Origin of the sequence: Microbulbifer sp. TB1203 (genome assembly GCF_030997045.1) — a bacterium.
Lineage (GTDB): Bacteria > Pseudomonadota > Gammaproteobacteria > Pseudomonadales > Cellvibrionaceae > Microbulbifer.
In genome coordinates, this window is sequence record NZ_CP116899.1 from 3,691,483 (window position 1) to 3,713,650 (window position 22,168).

At 63.1% G+C, this 22,168-nt stretch carries 21 protein-coding genes; 14 read left to right on the forward strand and 7 right to left on the reverse strand.

The window, feature by feature from the left end:
* Nucleotides 1-10: 10 nt before the first annotated feature.
* From hemF to PP263_RS15600, 6 genes are all read right to left on the reverse strand, one after another.
* Complete coding sequence (hemF, locus tag PP263_RS15575; RefSeq protein ID WP_308364580.1) at nucleotides 11-916, reverse strand: oxygen-dependent coproporphyrinogen oxidase; 906 nt, start codon at nucleotides 914-916, stop codon at nucleotides 11-13.
* A 17-nt stretch (nucleotides 917-933) separates the two neighbouring features.
* A complete protein-coding gene (locus PP263_RS15580) occupies nucleotides 934-1,506 on the reverse strand; it encodes an L-threonylcarbamoyladenylate synthase (RefSeq protein ID WP_308364581.1) in 573 nt (190 codons plus the stop codon).
* Nucleotides 1,507-2,019, reverse strand: a complete 513-nt coding sequence (purE, locus tag PP263_RS15585; protein ID WP_308364582.1) for a 5-(carboxyamino)imidazole ribonucleotide mutase — start codon at nucleotides 2,017-2,019, stop codon at nucleotides 1,507-1,509.
* A gap of 99 nt (nucleotides 2,020-2,118) precedes the next feature.
* A complete protein-coding gene (locus PP263_RS15590; protein WP_308364583.1) occupies nucleotides 2,119-2,652 on the reverse strand; it encodes a TerB family tellurite resistance protein in 534 nt (177 codons plus the stop codon).
* 26 nt (nucleotides 2,653-2,678) lie between these two features.
* Nucleotides 2,679-3,818, reverse strand: a complete 1,140-nt coding sequence (gene dprA, locus PP263_RS15595) for a DNA-processing protein DprA (protein WP_308364584.1) — start codon at nucleotides 3,816-3,818, stop codon at nucleotides 2,679-2,681.
* 19 nt (nucleotides 3,819-3,837) lie between these two features.
* Entirely contained in the window at nucleotides 3,838-4,905 is a 1,068-nt protein-coding gene (locus tag PP263_RS15600) for a LysM domain-containing protein (RefSeq protein ID WP_308364586.1), read from the reverse strand.
* Nucleotides 4,906-5,075: 170 nt separating this feature from the next.
* On the opposite strand from PP263_RS15600, the gene def reads away from it, so the two are divergent.
* The 11 genes from def to PP263_RS15655 all read left to right on the forward strand — a co-directional run bounded on the left by def (nucleotide 5,076) and on the right by PP263_RS15655 (nucleotide 17,265).
* Complete coding sequence (gene def, locus PP263_RS15605; protein ID WP_308364587.1) at nucleotides 5,076-5,582, forward strand: peptide deformylase; 507 nt, start codon at nucleotides 5,076-5,078, stop codon at nucleotides 5,580-5,582.
* A gap of 33 nt (nucleotides 5,583-5,615) precedes the next feature.
* Nucleotides 5,616-6,575: a methionyl-tRNA formyltransferase gene (gene fmt / locus PP263_RS15610; RefSeq protein WP_308364588.1), complete on the forward strand. Its 960-nt coding sequence runs from the start codon at nucleotides 5,616-5,618 to the stop codon at nucleotides 6,573-6,575.
* A gap of 3 nt (nucleotides 6,576-6,578) precedes the next feature.
* On the forward strand, nucleotides 6,579-7,886 hold the full coding sequence (gene rsmB, locus PP263_RS15615; RefSeq protein WP_308364589.1) for a 16S rRNA (cytosine(967)-C(5))-methyltransferase RsmB: 1,308 nt from the start codon (nucleotides 6,579-6,581) through the stop codon (nucleotides 7,884-7,886).
* A gap of 25 nt (nucleotides 7,887-7,911) precedes the next feature.
* On the forward strand, nucleotides 7,912-9,297 hold the full coding sequence (gene trkA / locus PP263_RS15620) for a Trk system potassium transporter TrkA (protein WP_308364590.1): 1,386 nt from the start codon (nucleotides 7,912-7,914) through the stop codon (nucleotides 9,295-9,297).
* A gap of 179 nt (nucleotides 9,298-9,476) precedes the next feature.
* Nucleotides 9,477-10,928, forward strand: a complete 1,452-nt coding sequence (locus PP263_RS15625) for a TrkH family potassium uptake protein (protein ID WP_308364591.1) — start codon at nucleotides 9,477-9,479, stop codon at nucleotides 10,926-10,928.
* 101 nt (nucleotides 10,929-11,029) lie between these two features.
* The gene (locus PP263_RS15630; RefSeq protein WP_308364592.1) at nucleotides 11,030-12,061 is read left to right on the forward strand and encodes an efflux RND transporter periplasmic adaptor subunit; all 1,032 of its coding nucleotides are present in this window, start codon (nucleotides 11,030-11,032) and stop codon (nucleotides 12,059-12,061) included.
* Nucleotides 12,062-12,187: 126 nt separating this feature from the next.
* Nucleotides 12,188-12,883 (forward strand): ABC transporter ATP-binding protein, encoded by a 696-nt coding sequence (locus PP263_RS15635; protein ID WP_308364594.1) that lies wholly within the window; start codon nucleotides 12,188-12,190, stop codon nucleotides 12,881-12,883.
* Nucleotides 12,880-14,040 (forward strand): FtsX-like permease family protein, encoded by a 1,161-nt coding sequence (locus tag PP263_RS15640; protein ID WP_308364595.1) that lies wholly within the window; start codon nucleotides 12,880-12,882, stop codon nucleotides 14,038-14,040. Before PP263_RS15635 ends, PP263_RS15640 begins: the two co-directional genes overlap by 4 nt.
* 4 nt (nucleotides 14,041-14,044) lie before the next feature.
* Nucleotides 14,045-15,232, forward strand: a complete 1,188-nt coding sequence (locus PP263_RS15645) for an ABC transporter permease (RefSeq protein WP_308364598.1) — start codon at nucleotides 14,045-14,047, stop codon at nucleotides 15,230-15,232.
* A gap of 36 nt (nucleotides 15,233-15,268) precedes the next feature.
* On the forward strand, nucleotides 15,269-15,790 hold the full coding sequence (locus PP263_RS15650; protein ID WP_308364600.1) for a glutathione S-transferase family protein: 522 nt from the start codon (nucleotides 15,269-15,271) through the stop codon (nucleotides 15,788-15,790).
* A gap of 152 nt (nucleotides 15,791-15,942) precedes the next feature.
* Nucleotides 15,943-17,265 (forward strand): hypothetical protein, encoded by a 1,323-nt coding sequence (locus tag PP263_RS15655; protein ID WP_308364601.1) that lies wholly within the window; start codon nucleotides 15,943-15,945, stop codon nucleotides 17,263-17,265.
* A gap of 23 nt (nucleotides 17,266-17,288) precedes the next feature.
* Here PP263_RS15655 and PP263_RS15660 read toward each other — a convergent pair whose 3' ends face one another.
* Entirely contained in the window at nucleotides 17,289-18,200 is a 912-nt protein-coding gene (locus tag PP263_RS15660) for a lysophospholipid acyltransferase family protein (protein ID WP_308364602.1), read from the reverse strand.
* Nucleotides 18,201-18,347: 147 nt separating this feature from the next.
* Between PP263_RS15660 and glyQ the strand changes: the two genes are divergently transcribed.
* The 3 genes from glyQ to gmhB are packed head-to-tail and all read left to right on the forward strand — an operon-like array spanning nucleotide 18,348 to nucleotide 21,972.
* Nucleotides 18,348-19,304 (forward strand): glycine--tRNA ligase subunit alpha, encoded by a 957-nt coding sequence (gene glyQ, locus PP263_RS15665; RefSeq protein WP_308364604.1) that lies wholly within the window; start codon nucleotides 18,348-18,350, stop codon nucleotides 19,302-19,304.
* Nucleotides 19,304-21,385, forward strand: coding sequence for a glycine--tRNA ligase subunit beta (glyS, locus tag PP263_RS15670; protein ID WP_308364606.1), 2,082 nt, complete (start codon nucleotides 19,304-19,306; stop codon nucleotides 21,383-21,385). The genes glyQ and glyS overlap by 1 nt, the downstream gene beginning before the upstream one ends.
* Nucleotides 21,382-21,972, forward strand: a complete 591-nt coding sequence (gmhB, locus tag PP263_RS15675; protein ID WP_308364608.1) for a D-glycero-beta-D-manno-heptose 1,7-bisphosphate 7-phosphatase — start codon at nucleotides 21,382-21,384, stop codon at nucleotides 21,970-21,972. Before glyS ends, gmhB begins: the two co-directional genes overlap by 4 nt.
* Nucleotides 21,973-22,168: the final 196 nt, after the last annotated feature.

A 22,168-nucleotide genomic window follows, 5' to 3' on the forward strand; every position in this document is an offset into this window, starting at 1 on the left:
AGCCTCCTCGTCAGACCCAATCCCGCGCGGGCAGGAAATCCGTGTACAGCTTCTCTTCCGCGGAGCCCGGTTCCGGCCGCCAGTCGTAGCGCCAGCGCACCAGCGGCGGCAGCGACATCAGGATGGATTCAGTGCGCCCGCCGCTCTGCAGCCCGAACAGGGTGCCGCGGTCATACACCAGGTTGAACTCCACATAGCGACCGCGGCGGTACAGTTGGAAATCCCGCTCGCGCTCGCCGTAGTCGGTGTCCTTACGTTTTTGCATTATAGGCAGGTAGGCGTCCAGATAGCTGTCGCCCACCGCGCGCATAAGCGCGAAGGCGTTGTCGAAACCGCCCTGGTTGAAGTCGTCGAAAAAGAGCCCGCCCACACCGCGGGCTTCTTGGCGATGTTTGAGATAGAAGTAGTCGTCGCACCACTGCTTGAAGCGCGGGTGGATATCCTCGCCAAAGGGCGCACAGGCCTCCTTCGCGGTGCGGTGCCAATGCACCACGTCCTCTTCAAAGCCGTAATAGGGAGTGAGATCGTAGCCACCGCCGAACCACCACACCGGCTCGGCGCCGGGTTTCTGCGCAACGAACAGGCGCACGTTGGCATGGCTGGTGGGCACGTAGGGATTGCGCGGGTGGATAACCAGGGAGACGCCCATGGCCTCGAAGGAGCGCCCGGCCAGCTCCGGGCGGCTGGCGGTGGCCGAGGGCGGCAGGCCGTCGCCGTACACATGGGAGAAATTCACCCCGCCTTTCTCGATCACCGCGCCCTCTTCCAGCACCCGGGTGCGACCGCCGCCTCCGCCGGGCCTGTCCCAGCTGTCCTCGCGGAAGCGGTCGCCGTCTTCGATGGCGAGCGCATCGCAGATACGGTCCTGCAGGTCGAGCAGATAGGATTTGACGGCCTGGATGTCCGGTTCACTCATGGTGGGAGACTTCTTTTTTACTGGGGGGACCCCGGGCGCAACACGCTGCCACTGATCAGATCGCGAATTTCGCTGGGGGACTGCCGGCCGCCGGTGGCGCCGCCACCGACAAAGTCCAGCGCATCGCCGAAATAGCGCAGCACCTGGTATTTGTGCCTGGGGGGCTGGCAGCCGGTGGGATTGGCCGAGGTGGATACGATAGCACCGCCGAAGGCGCGCGTTAATGCCGCGGTAAAGGGATGGGCGGTGCAGCGCAGCGCGACCGAGTGGTGCGCGCCGCTGATCCAGGGGGGCACGCGGCCGAAATGGGGCACCAGCCAGGTGACCGGGCCGGGCCAGGTTTCGTGCAATCGCTGCAACTGGGGTCCGCTGAGGCTTTCCAGCAACCCGGCGAAATCCGACTCATCGCCGGAGACCAGGATCAGGCCCTTCTCCAGCGGGCGGTTTTTCAGCCGCAGCAGCCGTTCCACCGCCCGCGGGTTGAAGGGGTCGCAGGCCAGGCCCCACACGGATTCCGTGGGGTGCGCAATCACGCCCCCCGCGGCCAGGGCGCGGGCGGCCCGCTGTACGGCGAGGGGCGAGACAGCCAATCAGGCCTTCCGCTGTTGCAGGCTTTTCTGCAGCTCGGCGTCCTTGGCGATGATCGCCTCGGCGTTGGCGCGGCGCTCGTCCACCAGCTTCTTGTGCATCTCCGCGTCCGCCACGCCGATGATCTGCGCGGCCAGGTAGGCGGCGTTCTTGGCGCCGGCCTTGCCGATGGCCACGGTGGCCACCGGGATGCCACCGGGCATCTGTACGGTAGACAGCAGAGCGTCCAGGCCGTCCAGGGAGGCGTTGATTGGCACGCCGATCACCGGCTTGAGGGTGGTGGCAGACACCGCACCGGCCAAGTGCGCGGCCATGCCCGCGGCACAGATAAAGGCGGCGCAGCCGCGCTGGTCAGCGTCGGTCACATAGTCGTGGGTGGCCTTGGGCGTGCGGTGGGCGGAGGAGACCTTGACCTCGTAGTCGATACCGAACTTCTCCAGCACGCCGAAGGCGGCTTCCATGGTCGGCAGGTCGGAATCGGAACCCATCAGAATGGCTACAAAAGGCTTGCTCATTTTTCAGCTCTCTCTACGTAGTCGAAGCGGGAAAGCGCGGCAATCTAGCGGATTGCGGGACTGTGTACAAGTTCTAGACCAGCCCGGCCACGGCCGCCCTCACCACTTGCCGGACGTTTCCGCCCTTCGCTCCAACTCGCCGCCAACAGCGTCGATAATCCGCTGCTGCACCTCGCCCACATTTCCCTCCAGCTCCGCAACCCGGGCCAGCATTTTCAGCAGCGAATCACACTGCTCAGCAGTGAAAGTATCCTTGGTCGGTTCCAGTATATGTTTGATTTCCGCCTCTATATCCAGCACTTCCCGCAGCATATACGCGGAGGAGGCGAAAAGTTCGGCGGCCTGGGGCTCCGTGAGATTAAACTCGCTGGAAAAGATATCGGTGATCTGCGCTTTCTGTTCGCGGGAGATTTCCCCCTCGGCCTTCGCGATGGCCACCAGCAGCACCGCGGCGGCATCCATCGGTCTGTCCAGGCGGTGCAGCGGCTTGGTGCCCAGCTGCTTTTGCCAGTTTCTTCTGCGCAACCAGTAGAAGGGGTTGAAGGAATTGAGGTCGACGCCCGCATTCTGCAGGCGGTACAGCGCCCAGACCAGGCCGCCGATGGCGGTAATCAGTCCAATCAATATATGCATTGTCTTTTCCTTTGTTGTTCTCGCGGTCAACCGGGCAACAGCTGGCGCAGCAGCCGGGCGCCCTGCCCGGTCAGCTGGTAGCCTCCCGGCAGTTGCTCCAGAAACCCCGCCAGCTCCAGTTGCAACAGGGTCGCCATCAGCGGCCCGGTGTCTTCGCCGGTATCCCGGGCAATCTGTTCGATACTGCGCAGGTCGCCGCCCAGGGCGGCGATTACCCGAAGCTGGTCCTCCGCCAGCTGCGGACCGGCGTCGGGGTTTTGCGATTGCGGCTCGGCCAGCAATCCGCCCAGTTGTTCCACTATGTCCGCGCTGGTCTCCACCAGCGCCGCACCCTCCTTGATCATCCGGTGGCAGCCGCGGGCCAGGGGATTGTGGATGGAACCGGGAATGGCGAACACCTCGCGGTTCTGCTCCGCCGCCAGGCGCGCGGTGATCAGGGAGCCGGAGCGCACCGCGGCCTCCACCAGCAGTACGCCCAGGGACAGACCGCTGATAATGCGGTTGCGGCGCGGGAAGTTGGCCGCTTCGGCGCCGCTGCCCAGGGGCAGCTCGCTGATCACCGCACCGCCGTTTTCGACTATCTCCTCCACCAACGGGATATTGCGCCGCGGGTAGAGGCGATCCACGCCGCTGCCCAGCACCGCCAGGGTGGTACCTCCGGCATTCAGCGCTCCCCGGTGCGCGGCGGCATCCACCCCAAGGGCCAGGCCGGAGGTGATGGCGAAGCCGGCGCCGGCCAGCTCCGCGGCGAAGGCGCGGGCGTTATCGAGACCGCCGCGGCTGGCCCGGCGCGCGCCCACCACGGCGATCTGCGGCAGATGGAGGGCTGCGGCATTGCCGCGCAGATAGAGCAGCGGCGGCGGGCGGGCGATCTGCGCCAACAGGGTTGGGTATTCGTCATCTCCGCACAGCACCAGTTGCACGCCGGTCTCGCCACAGCGCTCCCGCTCCGCCTGCGCCCAGGTGAGCAGCTCACAGTGCTCGCCGCGGCTGCGGTATTCGCGCCATTGGCTCTGTGCGCGTTCGGGGAGTTTTTGCAGGAGGGTGTCGGGAAGGGACTGCAGCGCGGCGGACGCGCTGCCGAAGCGTTCGATCAGTTGCCAGTAGCGGGCCGACCCCATGCCCTCCAGGCGCAGGAGGGCGAGGGTGGCGGTGAGCGCATCCATGCGTCGGGCATCTCTTGAATTACGGGTTGCGGACCAGGTCCATGACCTCGAGCGGGCGGTCCGACTCCAGTATCAGCGCCAGGCTCATCTTTTCGAAGCTGCGGAAGACCATCAGTATCCCGGCATACTCGTCCGGCAGCTTGACGGTGTCGCGCTCGATGCGATCGCGCACCATGGCACCGCGCTTGTAGATGGATAACACGTGGCCCGGCTGCAGACCCTCGCGCTCGCCGCGGTTGATCACCACTACATCGTACTTGCCGATGTTAGTGACCCCCTCATCCACGCCGAGGATGACCCCTTCCACCGGTACCGCCGGTGCGCCAGGCTGGAACAGCGCGGCAATTGAGCGCTCCTCCACCGGTAGCAGGCGATCCTCCAGGCGGATTTCGCGGGCGGTGCGGGTCACCTCCATGGTGGCCACGGCGAAATCTTCGCGGTGATCCGGGTCCAGCTGGAAGAGGTCCACCGAGCCCACGTCCAGGGCCTGCATGCCCAGGGTTTCCCCGGTGTAGGGATCCACGTAGAGGTCGCCGGGGCGGTAGATACCGTAGGAAGGCAGTGGCATGCTGAAATCGCCACGGGCGTAGAGTTTGTCGCCGGCGCCGATCAGGATGCGCTGGTCGTCGCCGGAAATCACATAAGGAGTGCCCTTGAAGGCATCCGGCCCCACAATCCGCGTGCGGGACAGGAAGGCGTTGATAGCGTCCAGGGGAATCGCCGGAATCGCCTGGCCCACCGGCTCGCGGCGCACACTGGGGTAGAGTTTGCTGGCGTCGGCGACGGGGGAGAGCTTGTAGGCGCGCGGGCCACGCTCCAGGTGCAGCTGCGGCTGGCCCTCGACGTAGACCAGGCGCAGGCGGTCGCCGGGGTAGATCAGGTGGGGGTTATCCACCTGTGGATTCACCTGCCAGATCTCCGGCCAGAACCAGGGCTGGGTGAGGAATTTACCGGAGATATCCCACAGGGTGTCCCCCTCCTGCACCACATAGACATCCGGGTGGTCCGGGTTGAGGCGTACATCCTGGGCCTGAAGGCCCAAGGTCACCGCCAGCAGGACAGCGGCGGCCAGAAGAATTTTTTTCATCGAAGCATTCCCATGCTTTTATCGCTTATAATTCACAGCGCCGGTCGCTGTCCGCGCAGAGCGGAAAACAGTGAAATACGGTAGACGCGGTAGAAACGGCAAAAAGTCCAGCGCGATCATTATGTTATCAGCGCATCTTCCACAAAGACCAGAAGTTTGTCACAGGTGTTATGGCCAAACTCGAAATCCTCGAATTCCCCGATCCCCGCCTGCGCCAGGTCGCAAAACCGGTTGCCGAGGTGACCGACGAGCTGCGCCAGCTGGTGGACGATATGTTCGAAACCATGTACGAGGCCCCCGGGGTCGGCCTCGCCGCCACCCAGGTGAACGTGCACAAGCGTCTCGTGGTAATCGACGTGTCCGAGGACCAGAGCGAGCCGCTGGTGTTCATCAACCCGGATATCGAGGTGCTCGACCCGGAACACCACCAGTACGACGAGGGCTGCCTTTCGGTGCCCGGCTTCTACGAGACCGTCGAACGCCCGCGCAAGGTGCGCGTGAAGGCGCTGGATCGCGATGGCGAACCCTTCGCCCTGGAGGTCGAGGGCCTGCTCGCGGTGTGCATCCAGCACGAGGTGGACCACCTCGACGGCAAACTGTTCGTGGACTACATCTCCCCTCTCAAGCGCAATCGCATCCGCTCCAAACTGGAAAAAGCCCACCGCCAGCGCGCCTGACGACCGGCGCGCCATCACACAAATCCCAGGTTTATGACTCGACCTCTGAAGATTGTTTTTGCCGGCACCCCGGACTTTGCCGCCGCGCACCTGCAGGTGCTGCTCGACAGCGAACACCGGGTGATCGCCACCTATACCCAGCCGGACAGGCCCGCCGGGCGCGGCAAAAAGCTGCTCGCCAGTCCGGTCAAGCAACTGGCCCAGCGGCGCGATATTCCCGTCTACCAGCCCCAGAGCCTGCGCGACCCATCCGCACAGGAGGAACTGGCGGCCCTGGGCGCCGATGTGATGGTGGTGGTCGCCTACGGCCTGATTCTGCCCCAGGCGGTGCTCGACATTCCGCCACTGGGCTGCATCAACGTGCACGCTTCGCTGCTGCCCCGTTGGCGCGGTGCGGCGCCGATCCAGCGCGCCATCGAGGCCGGTGATGCGGAGAGCGGCGTGGCCATCATGCAGATGGAAGCGGGGCTGGACACCGGTCCGGTACTGGTGGAGAGCCGCTGCCGGATTGCGCCCGCGGACACCGGCGGCAGCCTGCACGACAAGCTGGCGGAGCTGGGCGGCCCGGCGCTGTTGCGGGCGCTGGAACTGCTCGCCGCCGGCACCGCCGAACCCCGGGTCCAGGATGACAGCGCCGCCACTTACGCGAGCAAGATCAGCAAAGAGGAGGCGCGCATCGACTGGCAGCGCCCGGCGGAGGAACTGGAAAGGCAGATCCGCGCCTTCAACCCTTTTCCGGTGTGCTGGACCACCTGTTCAAACAGCGGCGGTGAACAGCGCCTGCGCATTCACAGTGTGAAACTGGAACAGGACAGCCACGGCGAGCCCGGCACAGTTCTGGCCGCCGACAGCGAGGGCATCCTGGTGGCCTGCGGCCGCGGTGCCCTGCGCCTGACGCAACTGCAACTGCCGGGCGGCAAAGCGCTGCCGGCAGCGGAAATTCTCAAGGGCCACCGCGAGCTGTTTGCCCCCGGCAACCGGCTGGGGCAATAAAGGGTGGCCGCAGATACACGCGCGGCGGCCGCGCAGGTAATCGCCGCCCTGCTCGACGGCCGCGGCTCCCTGTCGAAACTGCTGCCACAGGCGGAAGCCCGCACTTCCGAGCGCGACCGCCCGCTGCTGCGCGAGCTCTGTTACGGCTGCGCGCGCACCGCGCCGCGCCTGCAACTGGTGGCCGACAAATTGTTGCGCAGGCCGCCGGCAGATAAAGAGATCAGCGCGTTGGTGCTGCTCGGCCTCTACCAGTTGGAATACACCCGTATCCCCGACCACGCGGCGATCTCCGCCACGGTAAACGCCGCGCGCGAACTGGAACACCCCCACGCCACCGGCCTGATCAACGGCGTGCTGCGCAATTACCAGCGCAGCCGGGAACAACTGGAGAGGAAACTCTCCGGCAATCCGCAGTTCAGCTCGGCCCATCCGGCGTGGCTACAGCAGCACGTTAAAACCGCCTGGGCAGACAGAGCGCGGGAGATTTTCCGGGCCAACAATGCCAATCCGCCGATGACCCTCCGGGTCAACACCGCCCAGGTCACTGTCGCCGACTACCTCGCCCGCCTCGAACAGGCGGGAATCGCCGCGCGTCCCTGCGCTGTTTCGCCGGTGGGGATCACCCTGGAGGCGCCCCGCGCGGTGCAGGAACTGCCGGGCTTCGAGCAGGGACTGGCGAGCGTGCAGGACGAATCCGCCCAGCTGGCCGCACTGCTGCTGCAACCCGGCCCCGGCGAGCGGGTTCTGGACGCCTGCGCCGCCCCCGGCGGCAAGACCTGTCACCTGCTCGAACAGCAGCCGGACCTGGAGCTCAGCGCACTGGATATCGAGGAGGAGCGCCTGGACCGGGTGGCGGAGAACCTCTCCAGAATCGGCGCCAGCGCGGAACTGATCTGCGCCGACGCCGCCGAGCCGGACGCCTGGTGGGACGGCCAACCCTTCGACCGTATACTGCTGGACGCCCCCTGCTCCGCCACCGGCGTGATCCGCCGCAATCCGGATATCAAGTTGCTGCGCCGGGAGACGGATATCGCAGAGCTGGCGGCGCTGCAGGCGAAAATCCTGCGCTCTCTGTGGAAGCTGCTCAAGCCCGGGGGCACCCTGCTCTACGCCACCTGCTCCATACTGCCGGAAGAAAACGCCGGGGTGGTCGCGGGATTCGTTGCGGCGACCCCTGATGCGCGCGACAATACGCCGCGGCAACTGGGCGGAAGGCCCTGGGGCGAACCGCAGGCGGCAGGCGTGCAGCTGTTCCCCGAGCCCGAAGGTGGCGACGGTTTCTACTACGCTCTGTTAAACAAAGCCGAATAAAAGGCCAGCTCGGGCCAATCATGTTATGAAGATCGTAATTCTCGGCGCCGGCCAGGTGGGCGGTTCGCTGGCGGAGAGCCTGGCCTCGGAACGCAACGATATTGTGCTGGTGGACACCGGGGAAAAAGCCCTGCGCGAACTGCGCGACCGGCTCGATATCGGGGTGGTTCAGGGCCACGCCGCCCACCCGGATATCCTGCTGGATGCCGGCATCGAGGACGCCGATATCCTGGTGGCGGTGACCAACAACGACGAAACCAATATGGCCGCCTGCCAGGTCGCCCACTCGCTGTTCCGCGTGCCCACCAAGATCGCCCGCGTGCGCGCCGCCTCCTACCTGAAATACCCGCAGCTGTTCGATCCCCAGTCCGTCCCCATCGACGTGCTGATCAGCCCGGAACAGCTGGTCTCGGAATATATCTCGCGCCTGATCGAACACCCGGGCGCGCTGCAGGTTCTGGACTTCGCCGACGGCCGTGTGCAGCTGGTGGCGGTGCGCGCGGTCCAGGGCGGCCCGCTGGTGGGACACCAGCTGCGCTACCTGCGCGAACATATGCCCCGGGTGGATACCCGGGTGGCGGCCGTCTACCGCCGCAACAACCCGATTATTCCCCAGGGCGACACGGTGATCGAGGCCGGCGACGAAGTGTTTTTTATCGCCGCGCGCGCGGATATCCGCGCGGTGATGAGCGAGCTGCGCCGCCTGGAGCAGGGCTACAAACGCATCACCATCGCCGGCGGCGGCAATATCGGCCTGCGCCTGGCGCACAAGCTGGAAAACCGCTATTCGGTAAAAATCATCGAGCAGGAGCACGCGCGCTGCGTGGCTCTCTCCGAGGAGCTCTCCAACAGCATCGTGCTGCACGGTGGCGCCTCGGACCAGGACCTGTTGCTGGAGGAGAGCATCGACGACACCGATGTGTTCCTCGCGCTCACCAACGACGACGAGGCCAATATCATGTCCTCGCTACTGGCCAAGCGGCTGGGCGCGCGCAAGGTGATGACCCTGATCAACAACCCCGCCTATGTGGACCTGGTACAGGGCGGCGATATCGATATCGCCATCTCGCCGCAGCAGACCACCATCGGCACCCTGCTCACCTATGTGCGCCGCGGCGACATGGTCAACGTGCATTCGCTGCGCCGCGGCGCCGCCGAGGCCATCGAGGTGATCGCCCACGGCGACAGCCGCACTTCCAAGGTGGTGGGTAAGAGAATCGAGGACATCGACCTGCCGGAGGGTGCCTCCATCGGCGCCATAGTGCGCGAGACGGAGAGCGGCAGCGAAGTGCTGATCGCCCACGACGATGTGGTGGTGCATACCGACGACCATGTGATCGTCTTCCTGGTGGACCGCCGCCATACGCGCCATGTGGAGCAGTTGTTCCAGGTGGGCTTTAGTTTCTTCTAGTAAATTGAATGCAGCCTGTAGGAGCGGCGACCGCCAGGGATGGCGGAAATGCAGATTTTGCAGGAGCAAAAATCTGTCCATGGCCGCGATCGGACTTTCCAGCTTTTCAGATATTGATCGCGGCCATGGGCCGCTCCTACAAGCCTCTTCAAAAACAGATAACGGGCTGAATCGTCTCGATGCGGATAGCGGTCATTGCGCGGATTTTCGGAATTCTTCTGACGGTGTTCAGCCTGACCCTGCTGCCGCCGATCGGCGTTTCCCTGTGGTACGACGACCACACTCACACCTCCTTCGCCATCGCCTTCGCCATCACTCTGGTCACCGGCCTGTTTATGTGGCTGCCGGTGCACGATCTCAAACAGGAGTTGCGCACCCGCGACGGTTTCGTGGTGACCTCCCTGTTCTGGCTGGTACTGGGCAGTTTCGGTGCCCTGCCGTTGATTATCAGCACACAGCCGGGCCTGAGTGTAACCGACGCAATATTCGAATCCGTTTCCGGCCTCACCACCACCGGCGCCACAGTGATAACCGGGCTGGACACCCTGCCGCCGGCAATCCTCTACTACCGCGGCCAGCTACAGTGGTTCGGCGGCATCGGCGTGATCGTGATCGCCCTGGCGGTCCTGCCCATGCTGGGGATCGGCGGCATGCAGCTGTACAAGGCGGAAATTCCCGGGCCGGTGAAAGACACCAAGCTGACCCCGCGTATCGCCGAAACCGCCCGCGCGCTGATGGTAATCTATATTTTCCTCACCATCCTCTGCATCCTGGGCTACTGGTGGGCCGGGATGACGCTGTTCGACTCGGTGGCCCACGCTTTCGCCACTGTAGCCAACGGCGGCTTCTCCACCCACGATGCCAGTATGGGGTTCTTTGCCAACAACCACGCGATCATGCTGGTCTGTATTTTTTTCATGCTCGCAGCGGGTATCAACTTCGGCCTGCACTTCTTCGCCTTCCACAACCGCAGCCTGCGCCACTACTGGCGGGACTCCGAATTCCGCTTCTACATCATCCTCACCGCCTCGGCCGCGCTGCTGATCAGCAGCTACCTCTGGCTCCGCGGAGTGTTCGGCCCCGAGAGCAGCTTTCTGCACGGCGTCTTCCAGGTGGTCTCCATCGGCACCACCGCCGGTTTCGGCTCGGAAAGTTTTTACGCCTGGCCCGCCTTCCTGCCCTATGTGCTGCTGATCCTGGGCTTCATGGGTGCCTGCGCCGGCTCCACCTCCGGGGGCATTAAAATGATACGCATTATGCTGATCGTGAAATCCGGCCTGCGCGAACTGGATCGCCTGGTGCATACCAACGCGGTGGTGCCCATCAAGGTCAACCGCAAGCTCGTGCCGGAACGGGTGACCGATGCGGTGTGGGGTTTTTTCGCAGTCTATGTTCTGTCGTTTTTCGTGCTCACTATGAGCGTGATGGCCAGCGGGGAGAACTTCGAAACCTCCTTTTCCACCGTGGGCTCCTGCCTGGGCAATATCGGACCGGCCCTCGGCGATGCGGCGGCCCACTACGGCGAGGTCAACCGGATGGCAAAATGGTTCCTGATCCTGGCCATGCTGATGGGGCGCCTGGAGATTTTCACCCTGCTGGTACTGCTCAGCCCCGCTTTCTGGCGCCATTAATCGCAAAGCCCCCACACGTCGCCGCGGTGCGATAGTCAAGGTAAGTTTTTTCTGCCAAAGTAGACAGTTACCGGGAAGTAACTAATAAGAACAAGGCAGTAATGGCAAAGAACACCAGCGAGCTCCTCGGCCAGCTGAAAATAGACCGCGATGCGGTCCCCGAGACGAGCACCCTATCCCCACGCACTATCATCGCCGCCAGCATCGGGGTCGCGGCGGGCATACTGGTGGGCGCCCTGGCCACCGCTCAGTTTACCGGCGAGGCGCCTGAACCGACGCCGCAACAACCCGTCATCGAGCCTGCCTCCACCGCGGCACCCGTCGACCTGCCCGCGCCATCCGCACAACGGGAAACGGTGCTCAACGCCTCCGGCTATATCACCCCCCGGCGTGTGGCCACCGTGTCCGCGGAAGTCATGGGCCTGATCGCCAGTGTGGATGTCGAAGAGGGCATGCAGGTGGCCGAGGGCCAGGTGCTGGCGCGCCTGAACGACGCCAAGGCGCGGGTGAATCTGGATTTCGCCAAGGCCCAGGTCCGGGTGCTCGAAGCCAGATTGGCGAGTATCGGCGCCGAGCTGGCCGAGGCCCGGCGCCAACAGGCGCGCCACGCGGGGCTGATCGACAAGCACTATTCCAGCCGCGCCGAACTCAGCCAGAGCGAGGCCGCGGTGGAAAGCCTGGAGGCACAATTGAAAAGCGCCCAGGCGGATATCCAGGTGGCCCGTCTGGAAGTGCAGCGGCAACAGGAGCGGCTGCAGGACCACACCATCCGCGCGCCCTTTGCCGGCGTGGTCACCCAGAAAAATGCCCAGCCCGGCGAGATAGTCGCCCCCACCTCCGCCGGCGGCGGTCACACCCGCACCGGCATCTGCACCATCGTGGATATGGATTCCCTCGAGATCGAGGTGGATGTAAACGAGGCCTTTATCGGTCGCGTCTCCGCGGGGCAGAAGGTGAGCGCCAACCTGGACGCCTACCCGGACTGGGATATTCCCGCCACCGTGGAGGCGATTATCCCCACCGCCGACCGCGCCAAGGCCACGGTGCGGGTGCGTATCGGTATCGATGAGAAGGACCCGCGCATCCTGCCGGATATGGGGGTCAAGGTGGCGTTTCTGGGAAACGGGGAATAGAGATTCCCCAATATTTGTAGGATGGGCAAAGCGAAGCGTGCCCATCGGTTGCCAATGATGGGCACGCTTCGCTTTACCCATCCTACGGAAATAGAAGCTTAATAATAACACTGGAGGGATTTGACGATGTCGCAGGACGTACTGTTTCAACTCAACGGAGTCAGCAAGAGTTTCGTCAAGGGCAAGGAAGAAATCTGCATTTTCGACGACCTCAACATGACCATCGAACGCGGCGATTTTCTCGCCATTATGGGTCCCTCCGGTTCCGGCAAGACCACACTGCTGAATATGCTCGGCGGTGTGGACCAGCCGAGCGGCGGGGAAATCTGGTTCGACGGCGCCCGCATCGACAGTCTCAGCGAGGGCGAACTCACCCGCTGGCGCGCGCACAATATCGGCTTTATTTTCCAGTTCTACAACCTGATGCCGATGCTCAACGCGGCGCGCAACGTGGAACTGCCGCTGCTGCTCACCAAACTCTCCAAGACACAGCGCCGGGCCAACGTGGAAACCGCCCTGACGCTGGTGGGTCTCAGCGATCGCGCCAAACACATGCCCAGCGAAATGTCCGGCGGCCAGCAACAGCGGGTGGCCATCGCCCGCGCCATCGTTTCCGACCCCAAACTGATTCTGTGTGACGAGCCCACCGGCGACCTGGACCGGGAAACCGCCGACGAAATCCTGGAAATGCTCCAGCTGCTCAACCGCGAACACGGCAAGACCATCGTCATGGTCACCCACGACCCGGCGGCGGCCCGGTACGCCAGCCAGACACTGCACCTGGACAAGGGCAAATTCGTGCAGAGGGAAGTGGCGGCATGAACGATCTCTACTTAATCTACAAAAACATGACGAGAAAGCCGTTGCGGCTGTTCCTCACCTGTTTCGCCATCTTTATCGCCTTCCTGATTTTCGGTGCAGTCACCACCCTGAAAAGCGCGCTGGACGCCGGCATCGACCTGGCCGCGGACAACCGTCTGGTAGTAGTCAACAAGATCAACTTCACCCAGCCACTGCCGATTGCCTATGCGCAAAAGGTGGCGGCGGTGGACGGCGTAGAGAATGTCACCTACGCCAACTGGTTCGGCGGCTACTACCAGGAGGCGCGCAACCAGATAGTGGCCATGGCAGTGGAGCCGGAGAGCTGGCTGCAGGTATACGAGCGGGAAATCTTATTGCCGCCGGAGCAGCGAGCCGCCTGGCTGGGCAACCGTCAAGGCGTGATCGTCGGCGAAAGCCTGGCGCAGCGCCTGGGCTGGAAGATCGGCGACCGGGTGCCGGTCTCCTCCAGTATTTTTTCCCACAAGGACGGCGGCCACACCTGGGACTTCGTAGTGGAGGGTATTTTTACCGGCAGCGATCCGCAGCATGACACCAACAGCATGTACCTCCATTTCAAGTACTTTATGGAGACCCAGAGCTTCGGCGGCGAGTGGATAGGCTGGATCACCCTCACCACTGCGGACGCGGCGCAGAACCAGCGCATCGCCGACGCAATCGACGACGGCTTCGCCAATTCACAGGCGGAAACGGATACCAGTACCGAAGAGGCTTTCAGCAAGGCGTTTATCGAACAGATCGGCAATATTGGCCTGATCATCTTCGGCGTGGTGTTCATGGCTTTCTTCACCATACTGATCCTGGTCGGCAACACCATGGCCCTGGCGGTGCGCGAGCGCACCGGTGAGATAGCCGTACTGAAAACCCTGGGCTTCCCCGCCCCGCGCATTTTCAAAATGGTGCTGACAGAGTCCCTGCTGATCGCCCTGATCGGCGGCCTCGCCGGCCTGGGCGCCGCCTGGCTGATTATCGAAGGGGCCAAGGGCACCATGGCCCAGTTCCTGCCCAACCTGATGCTGGATTCCGGCATAGCCCTGCAGGCGCTGCTATTTATGCTGCTGCTGGGGCTGGTCACCGGGCTGCTGCCGGCGCTCAACGCGCTGCGTCTGAATATCGTCACTGCATTCAATCGGGGGTGAGCCAATGAGATCTCTTTTTTCACAAGTCTCCGCGGTTACGGTGATGAATATCCGCAGCCTGCCCCGGCGCCTGTGGATGTCCCTGGCCATGGTGCTGGCCAGCGCCGTGGTGGTGGCCATACTGCTCGCCTTCCTGGCCATGGCCAAGGGGTTCGAGGCCACCATGAGTGGCGCCGGCTCGGACGCCGTGGCGCTGATGATGCGCGAGGGTTCCCAGGCGGAGCTGAACAGCGTGATCAGCCGCGACCAGGTCAACCTGGTCGAGGAAGCGCCCGGCATAGCGCGGGACGCGGAGGGCCCGCTGGTGTCTCCCGAACTCTATGTGATAGTCGACGGCATCAAGAAAAGCACCGGCAGCAAGGCCAATATCCCCCTGCGCGGCCTGGACAAGCGCGGCATGGCCATGCGCGGCAACATGCAGTTGCTGGAAGGCCGCATGTTCACCCCCGGCACCAACGAGATGATCGTAGGCAGCGGCATACTGCGCGAGTTCGACGGCTTCCAGCTCGGCAACGAGATCCGCTTCGGCAAAAATATGTGGACGGTGGTGGGCGTTTTCTCCACTGGCGGCAATGTGTTCGAAAGCGAACTCTGGGCGGATGCCAAGATGATCCAGAGCCACTACAACCGCGGCAGCAGCTACCAGACCATCCGTGCGCAACTGGAAAACCCCGGTGATCTGGAGCCGCTCACAGCGTATTTCGATACCGAATCGCAGCTTAACCTGGAACTCAAGACCGAGGCGGACTACTTCGCCGAACAGGGCAAGCAGCTGCAGTACATGGCCATTTTCGGCCGCGTGATCAGCTTTATCATGGCCCTGGGCGCCCTCGCCGGCGCACTCAATACCATGTATACATCGGTGGCCGACCGGGCGAAGGAAATCGCCACCCTGCGCACCCTGGGCTTCAGCAACTTCTCCGCCTTCTGCGGCACCATCGCCGAGGCACTGGTGCTGGCCATCGCCGGCGGCCTGCTGGGCTCCCTGGCCGCCTTTCTATTCTTCGACGGCATGAATGCCTCCACCCTGGGAGGCAGTTTTACCCAGGTGGTGTTCAGCTTCGAGATGTCGCCGGACCTGTTTGTGCAGGGCGCGGTTCTGGCGCTGCTGATCGGCTTTGTCAGCGGCTTCTTCCCCGCCTGGCGCGCGGCGCGGATGCCGGTGATTGTGGCTTTCCGCAACGCAGCATAATTGACTCCCTCTCCCCTCTGGGGAGAGGGGAAGCCGATGAGTGATGAGTTGATTCTCTACGCCGCGAAAGGCGGCGGTTCCGCCATCGTCGAGGCGCTGTTTACACTGACGGGGCAGGACTACGAAGTCCGGTACTTCTCCTGGGAAAACCTCCCCGACGAGGAGCTGCTGGTAGTAAACCCGCTCGGTGAAATCCCCACCCTGCGCCTGGCGAACGGCGAAATCCTCACTGAGACCGCGGCCATTACGCTGTGGCTGGGAGACCGCTTTCCCAGTTGTGGGCTGGTGCCACCGGCGGACGATGCGCACCGCGCCGAATTCTTGCGCCGCCTGGTGTGGCTGGTGGCCACCGTCTACCCCACCTTTACCTACGGTGACCATCCGGAGCGCTTTGTGGCCAACGACGAGGGCGCGCGCCAGCTGCGCGAGTCCACCGAGCAGCGCTGCCAACAACTGTGGCGCCAACTGGAAGCGGAGCTGGACGGCCCCTGGGTCTGCGGGAACGAGATGACCGCGCTGGATATCTTTGTCGCGGTAATGAGCTGCTGGCGCCCGTAGCGGAAGTGGTTTGCGCGGGAGTGCCCGAAATTGTTTGCGATTGCGTTGCGGGTAGATGCTTTGGAGCAATTGCGCAAGGTCTGGCGTAACAACGGCCTGGCCGGCCGCTGACTCATATCCAAGGCAATAACTACCCATTGAAGGAATAAACTTTGAAGCCAGCAATACTGACACTTTTGATTTTCTTGGGTCTGTTTGCCGTGTTCGCGAGCGCTTCGGATGCCATTCACACGGAGATACGCAAGTCCGATCGTACGTGGACGGTGACCTACCGAACACCCGTTCCAACACAACAGCTCGCTTTCAAGCGCAACCCAGACCGCTCGCGCGCAGACCGCTGGACATCAGCTTCCGCTGAATACCAAATAATCCATGAGCACGGCACAGACCTGATTCGTCGAGTCGATGGAAAATCGTTTTCCGAGGTGACCTTTACCCTGACTTCCAGCTACACCGCCCTGCCCAAGGACTACGCCCCTTTTTCTCCTTTCTCCGACGGAGGAATGTTGATCCACAGCGGGCGCTTCTTCGCCTGTTCGGGGCGGTGCGAGAGCGGGCGCAATGCATGGCGGATAAGCCTGATTGCGCCGGAGCAGGACTCAATCATCGTGGATGGCACTGTGGCACGGGGAAGTGTTGAATGGCTGGACAGCGACAACGGCCGAAAAGTCTACGTAGGGCCGCAACTGCCCGACAGAGATGAGCGGTTCATATCCATCATTGACCCCGAACTGCCAGAGCATTTCAGGGGCTACTTGCACAGGTTCCTGCCCCTGATGATGACCGAATACGCGAAATTTCTGAACCAGCCGGCGGGCAGCCCAATACTTTTCGTCTCCTTTGATCCAGCACACCAGGGCAGCCGCGGCAGGCAAGGCGGAGTGCTGCCCAACCAGATTTTTATGCACTGGTATGGAGAAGATGCCGGCAAGGGCTGGGACGAGAGAAGTGTCCTCTGGTTCTTCGCCCACGAACTCGCCCATTTGTTTCAGGGAACATCCGGGCAAATCGAGGAACGCGAACACGCATGGATACACGAGGGCGCAGCCGAATATATGGCCGGCCTGGCAATGAAGTCGCTGATGCCGGAAACCACTGCCTGGGTAGATGCCCGTTTCAGTGGAGTTGAAGGTCCCTGTCTGGAAGGTTTAAAGGAACACTCCCTGATAGAGGCCGCCGAAAGAAACAGGCACTGGCTTTACTACACCTGTGGACTGTTCATTCACGATGCTATTGCCAGGGAGGCAAGCCAACACGGAGAAGCTGTGAGCTTTTTCAGTATATGGTCAGCTTTTCAGAAGCGGGTGGACTCCGGTGAGGCCGCTTCTTTTGATGTATTCATACTTTCTTTGCGTCCTTATGTTTCTGAACAGTTTATCCGCAATCTGCAGCAATTGATTGCCAGCTCGGGTACCGACCTGGAACCATACTTAAAGACCCTGACAGCCAAGCGCCAAAGCCGATCGAAAACGTAGACAAGGCACTAGCGACCAACGACTTATTTGACGGGACCAGGACACGACTTTTTATAAATCGTGCTCTTCCCCTCCGGCTGCTGCCGGAATCGCTTGTACTCCCACTGGTATTGTTCCGGCGCCTCGGCGATACAGGCTTCCACGCCCCGGTTGAGCGCCGCCAGGGATACTTTCTGCTCCTCGCTGTAGATCGCCTGCTCGGCGGGTAGGAATATCAACTCGAAGCCGCCGCTTACCCGCTTGCCGAAACCGAACACGCAGCGGCAGCCGGTGCGTCGGATCAGGTTGTGGGCCAGGGTCATGGTCAGCGCCGGCTTACCGAAGAAGGGCGCGAAGTCGCCGCCGTTGGTGTCCGGTTCCTGGTCCGGCAACACCATCGCGATATCGCCGGCCTTCAAAGCCTTCAGCAGCGCGCGCACGCCGCGCACGTCGGTGGGCATCATCTGGATACCGGTGGCCTCCCGGCCCGCGCGGATCAGGGGGTCCAGCGCGGCGATTTTCGGCGGTGCATAGAGTGCGGTGCAAGGCCCCAGGGTGGCCAGGTACATGCCGAAGATTTCCCAGTTGCCGGTGTGGGGCATCAGCACCAGCACCCCCCGCTTTTCATCCACCCGGTCGCACAGCAACTGCTGGTTGCGCACCCGCACTATCTGGTCCTCGCTGCGACTCCAGGGCTGGTGCCAGATGGTGGCCACCTCGCAGCCGGTCATGGCAGTGTTGATCACGCTGCGCCGCGCCAGCTTCTCCCTTTCGCCGGCGCTCTTGCCCGGGTAGCAGAGCGCCAGATTGATACGGCTGATGCGCAAGCTGTCGCTGCGAACCAGCACCGCCATCTGGCCGAACAGCCAGCCCAGCCGCCGTGACCAGCGCAGCGGCAACTTCCCGATCAGTTTCAGCGCGGCAACCGCCAGCCGGCCCTTGATATCCAATGTCACTACTTCCTTATCCCACCAGGCCGGCTAACCATCGGCCTGTTTTCAGTATCGTCAAGATTTGTGCGACCCGGGCGCCTTTAGTGCGCCACCCGCTGCCGGTATAATTGCGGCCCTTTGCCCAAAGCACACTTTGATCCGGAGAACGCGGTGTCCAAGCAACACGACCTCAGCACCTTCCAGGGCCTGATTTTTGCCCTGCAGGACTATTGGGCGCGCCAAGGGTGCGTCATTCTACAGCCTCTGGATATGGAAGTGGGCGCCGGCACCTTCCACCCGGCGACCTTCCTGCGCGCGGTGGGTCCGGAGACCTGGAACGCCGCCTACGTGCAGCCCTGCCGCCGCCCCACCGACGGCCGCTACGGCGACAACCCGAACCGCCTGCAGCACTACTACCAGTACCAAGTGGTGATGAAGCCATCCCCGGACAATATCCAGGACCTGTACCTGGGCAGCCTTACCGCCATAGGCGTGAACCCGGCGGTGCACGATATCCGCTTCGTGGAGGACAACTGGGAATCCCCCACCCTCGGCGCCTGGGGCCTGGGCTGGGAGATTTGGCTGAACGGCATGGAAGTCACCCAGTTCACCTATTTCCAGCAGGTGGGCGGCCTGGAATGCTACCCGGTCACCGGCGAGCTCACCTACGGGCTCGAGCGCATCGCCATGTACCTGCAGGGGGTGGAGTCCCTCTACGACCTGGTGTGGACCCGCAATCCGGACGGCAGCCCGGTCACCTACGGCGATGTTTTCCACCAGAACGAAGTGGAGATGTCCCACTACAACTTCGAGCACGCGGACGTGGAGTTCCTGTTCGCCACCTTCGACCACTGCGAGCGCGAGAGCAGCCGGTTGATCGAGCTGGGGCTGCCGCTGCCCGCCTACGAGCAGGTGATGAAGGCCTCCCACGCCTTCAACCTGCTGGACGCCCGCCACGCCATCTCGGTCACCGAGCGCCAGCGCTACATTCTGCGGGTGCGCACCCTGGCTCGCGCAGTCGCCCAGGCCTACTACAACGCCCGGCATGCCCTGGGCTTCCCGCTGGCGGCGGAGGAGATCCGCAATGAAGTTCTCGCCCAGGAAACCAAGAAAGAGGAGGTGCAGTAATGGCTCGGGATTTTCTGGTTGAACTGGGCACCGAAGAGCTGCCACCCAAGGCGCTGCGCACCCTGATGGACGCTTTCGCCCAGGGTATCCGGCAGGGTTTGCAGGACGCGGAACTGGAATTCGGCGAAGTGAAGGCCTACGCCGCCCCGCGCCGTCTGGCGGTATCTGTGTCCGGCCTCGCCGAAAAGCAGCAGGACAAACAGATAGAGAAACTCGGACCGGCGGTAAAAGCCGCCTTCGACAAGGACGGCAACCCCAGCAAGGCCGCCGAAGGATTTGCGCGCAGCAACGGCACAACCGTCGACCAGCTCAGCCGGGTGCAGACCGACAAGGGCGAGCGGCTGGCGTTTGTCAGCGAACAGAAAGGCGAGGCCACCGAGCGCCTGCTCGCCGGGATCGTGGAAAAATCCCTGGCCCAGCTGCCGATTCCCAAGCGCATGCGCTGGGGCGCGCGCCGGGAGGAATTCGTGCGCCCGGTCCACTGGCTGCTGATGCTGTTCGGCGACAAAGTTGTGGACGGCGAGGTTCTGGGCCTGAAGGCCGGCAATACCAGCCGCGGCCACCGCTTCCACTGCAATCGCGAGCTCGAAATCCACTCTGCCAGCGACTACGTACAGCAGCTGCGTGATCCCGGCTATGTGATCGCCGACTTCGACGAACGCCGCGAGGCCATCCGCGAGCAGGTGACTGCCGAGGCACACAACGTCAACGGCGAGGCGGTGATCGACGACGATCTCCTCGACGAAGTCACCGCCCTGGTGGAGTGGCCGATGGCGCTCACCGGGCGCTTCGAGGAGCGCTTTCTGGACGTGCCGGCGGAAGCGCTGATCTCGTCGATGAAGGAACACCAGAAGTATTTCCACGTGGTGGACGCAGACGGCCAGCTGCTGCCCTTCTTTATTACCGTCTCCAATATCGAGAGCATCGATCCCGCCCAGGTGATCGCCGGCAACGAGCGGGTGATCCGCCCACGGCTTTCCGACGCCGCCTTTTTCTTCGAGACCGACAAGAAAACCAGCCTGGAATCCCGCCGCGAGAAACTCCGCCAGATCGTTTTCCAGCAGCACCTGGGCTCGGTGTACGACAAGACCGAGCGGGTTGCCACTCTGGCCCGCGCCATCGCCGGCCACGTCGGCAGCGATGCCGACCGGGCCGAGCGCGCCGGGCGGCTGTGCAAGTCCGACCTGGTCACCGAGATGGTGTTCGAATTCCCCGACCTGCAGGGCATCGCCGGCTACTACTACGCGGAGAACGACGGCGAACCCCTGGACGTGGCCAAAGCCATGTACGAACAGTACATGCCCAAGTTCGCCGGCGACGAGCTGCCCAAGAGCGACACCGGCACCGTCATCGCCCTGGCGGACCGTTTGGATACTTTGGTCGGCATCTTCGGCATCGGCCAGCCCCCCAGCGGCTCCCGCGATCCTTTCGCCCTGCGTCGCGCCAGCCTGGGGGTTATCCGCCTGGTGGTGGAAAAGAACATCGACCTGGACCTGCGCGAACTTCTGGAGCTCGCCCGCGACGGCTACCCCCGCACCGCCCTCGGCGAGTACAACACCGTGGTCGAGCAGACCCTGAACTATATCCTCGAACGCTTCCGCGCCCGCTACGAGGATCAGGGCATCGCCGCGGAAGTGTTTATGGCGGTGGCTGCGCGCAATCTCTCCCGGCCGCTGGATATCGACAACCGCGTACACGCGGTGCACACCTTCAGCCAGTTGCCGGAAGCCCAGGCGCTGGCCGCGGCCAACAAGCGGGTATCGAATATTCTCGCCAAGCTGGAGGGCCCGGCACCGACAGAAGTGGATGAAAATCTGCTGCAGGAGGATGCGGAAAAAGCCCTCCACGCCGCGGTTAAGGACGCCCGTACCCAGGTGGAGCCCCTTTACGCCGAAGCTCTCTTTACAGAGGGTCTCGCCGGTCTCGCCGGCCTGCGGGAAACCGTGGACAGCTTCTTCGACCACGTGATGGTGATGACCGACGACGAAAAGCTGCGCGACAACCGCCTCGCGCTGCTGGCGCAACTGCGCGCGCTCTTCCTGGAAGTGGCGGATATCTCCCTGCTGGTACCGGCTAAATGACCCTGATCGTGCTGGACCGGGACGGGGTGATCAACCAAGACTCCGCCGACTATATAAAAACCGTCGACGAGTGGATCCCCCTGCCCGGCAGCATCGAGGCCATCGCCAGCCTCAGCCGCGCCGGCCACCAGATCGTGGTGGCCACCAATCAGAGCGGCCTGGCCCGCGGCTATTTCGACCTGGACGACCTGGAAGCCATGCACGCCAAGATGCGCGCACTGGTGGAGGACGCCGGCGGCGAAATCGCCGCGATCTTCTACTGCCCCCACGGCCCCGACGACAACTGCCGCTGTCGCAAACCCAAACCCGGGCTGTTGGACGCCATCGAGGCGGAGTTCGACACCAGCCTGCACGATTGCTGGCTGGTGGGCGACAGCCTCCGCGATTTGCAGGCCGGGCTGGAAAAAGGCTGCAAGCCGGTTCTGGTCAAGACCGGTAAAGGCGAACAAACGCTGCAAAAGCTGATCGCCGAGCCGGAGCCGCGATTGACGGACACGGCAGTGTTCGATGATCTGGCCCAGTTCGCGGATTTCCTGCTGGCAGGTTCCGGCCCGAATGGCACTAAGATAAGCCGCTTCTCCTTGTAGGATGGGCAAAGGAGCCCAGCGACGTGCCCATCCGGGCCTTGATGGGCACGCTACGCTTTGCCCATCCTACAAAAATTGCCCCTGCCGCCCGTTAACTTAGTTGCCATTCGGTTCCGACCCCACTTAACAGAAGACTAATCCTCCGCCAATGCATTGAATTGCGCGCCCCATTGCAGTAAAAGCACAGAACGGGAAA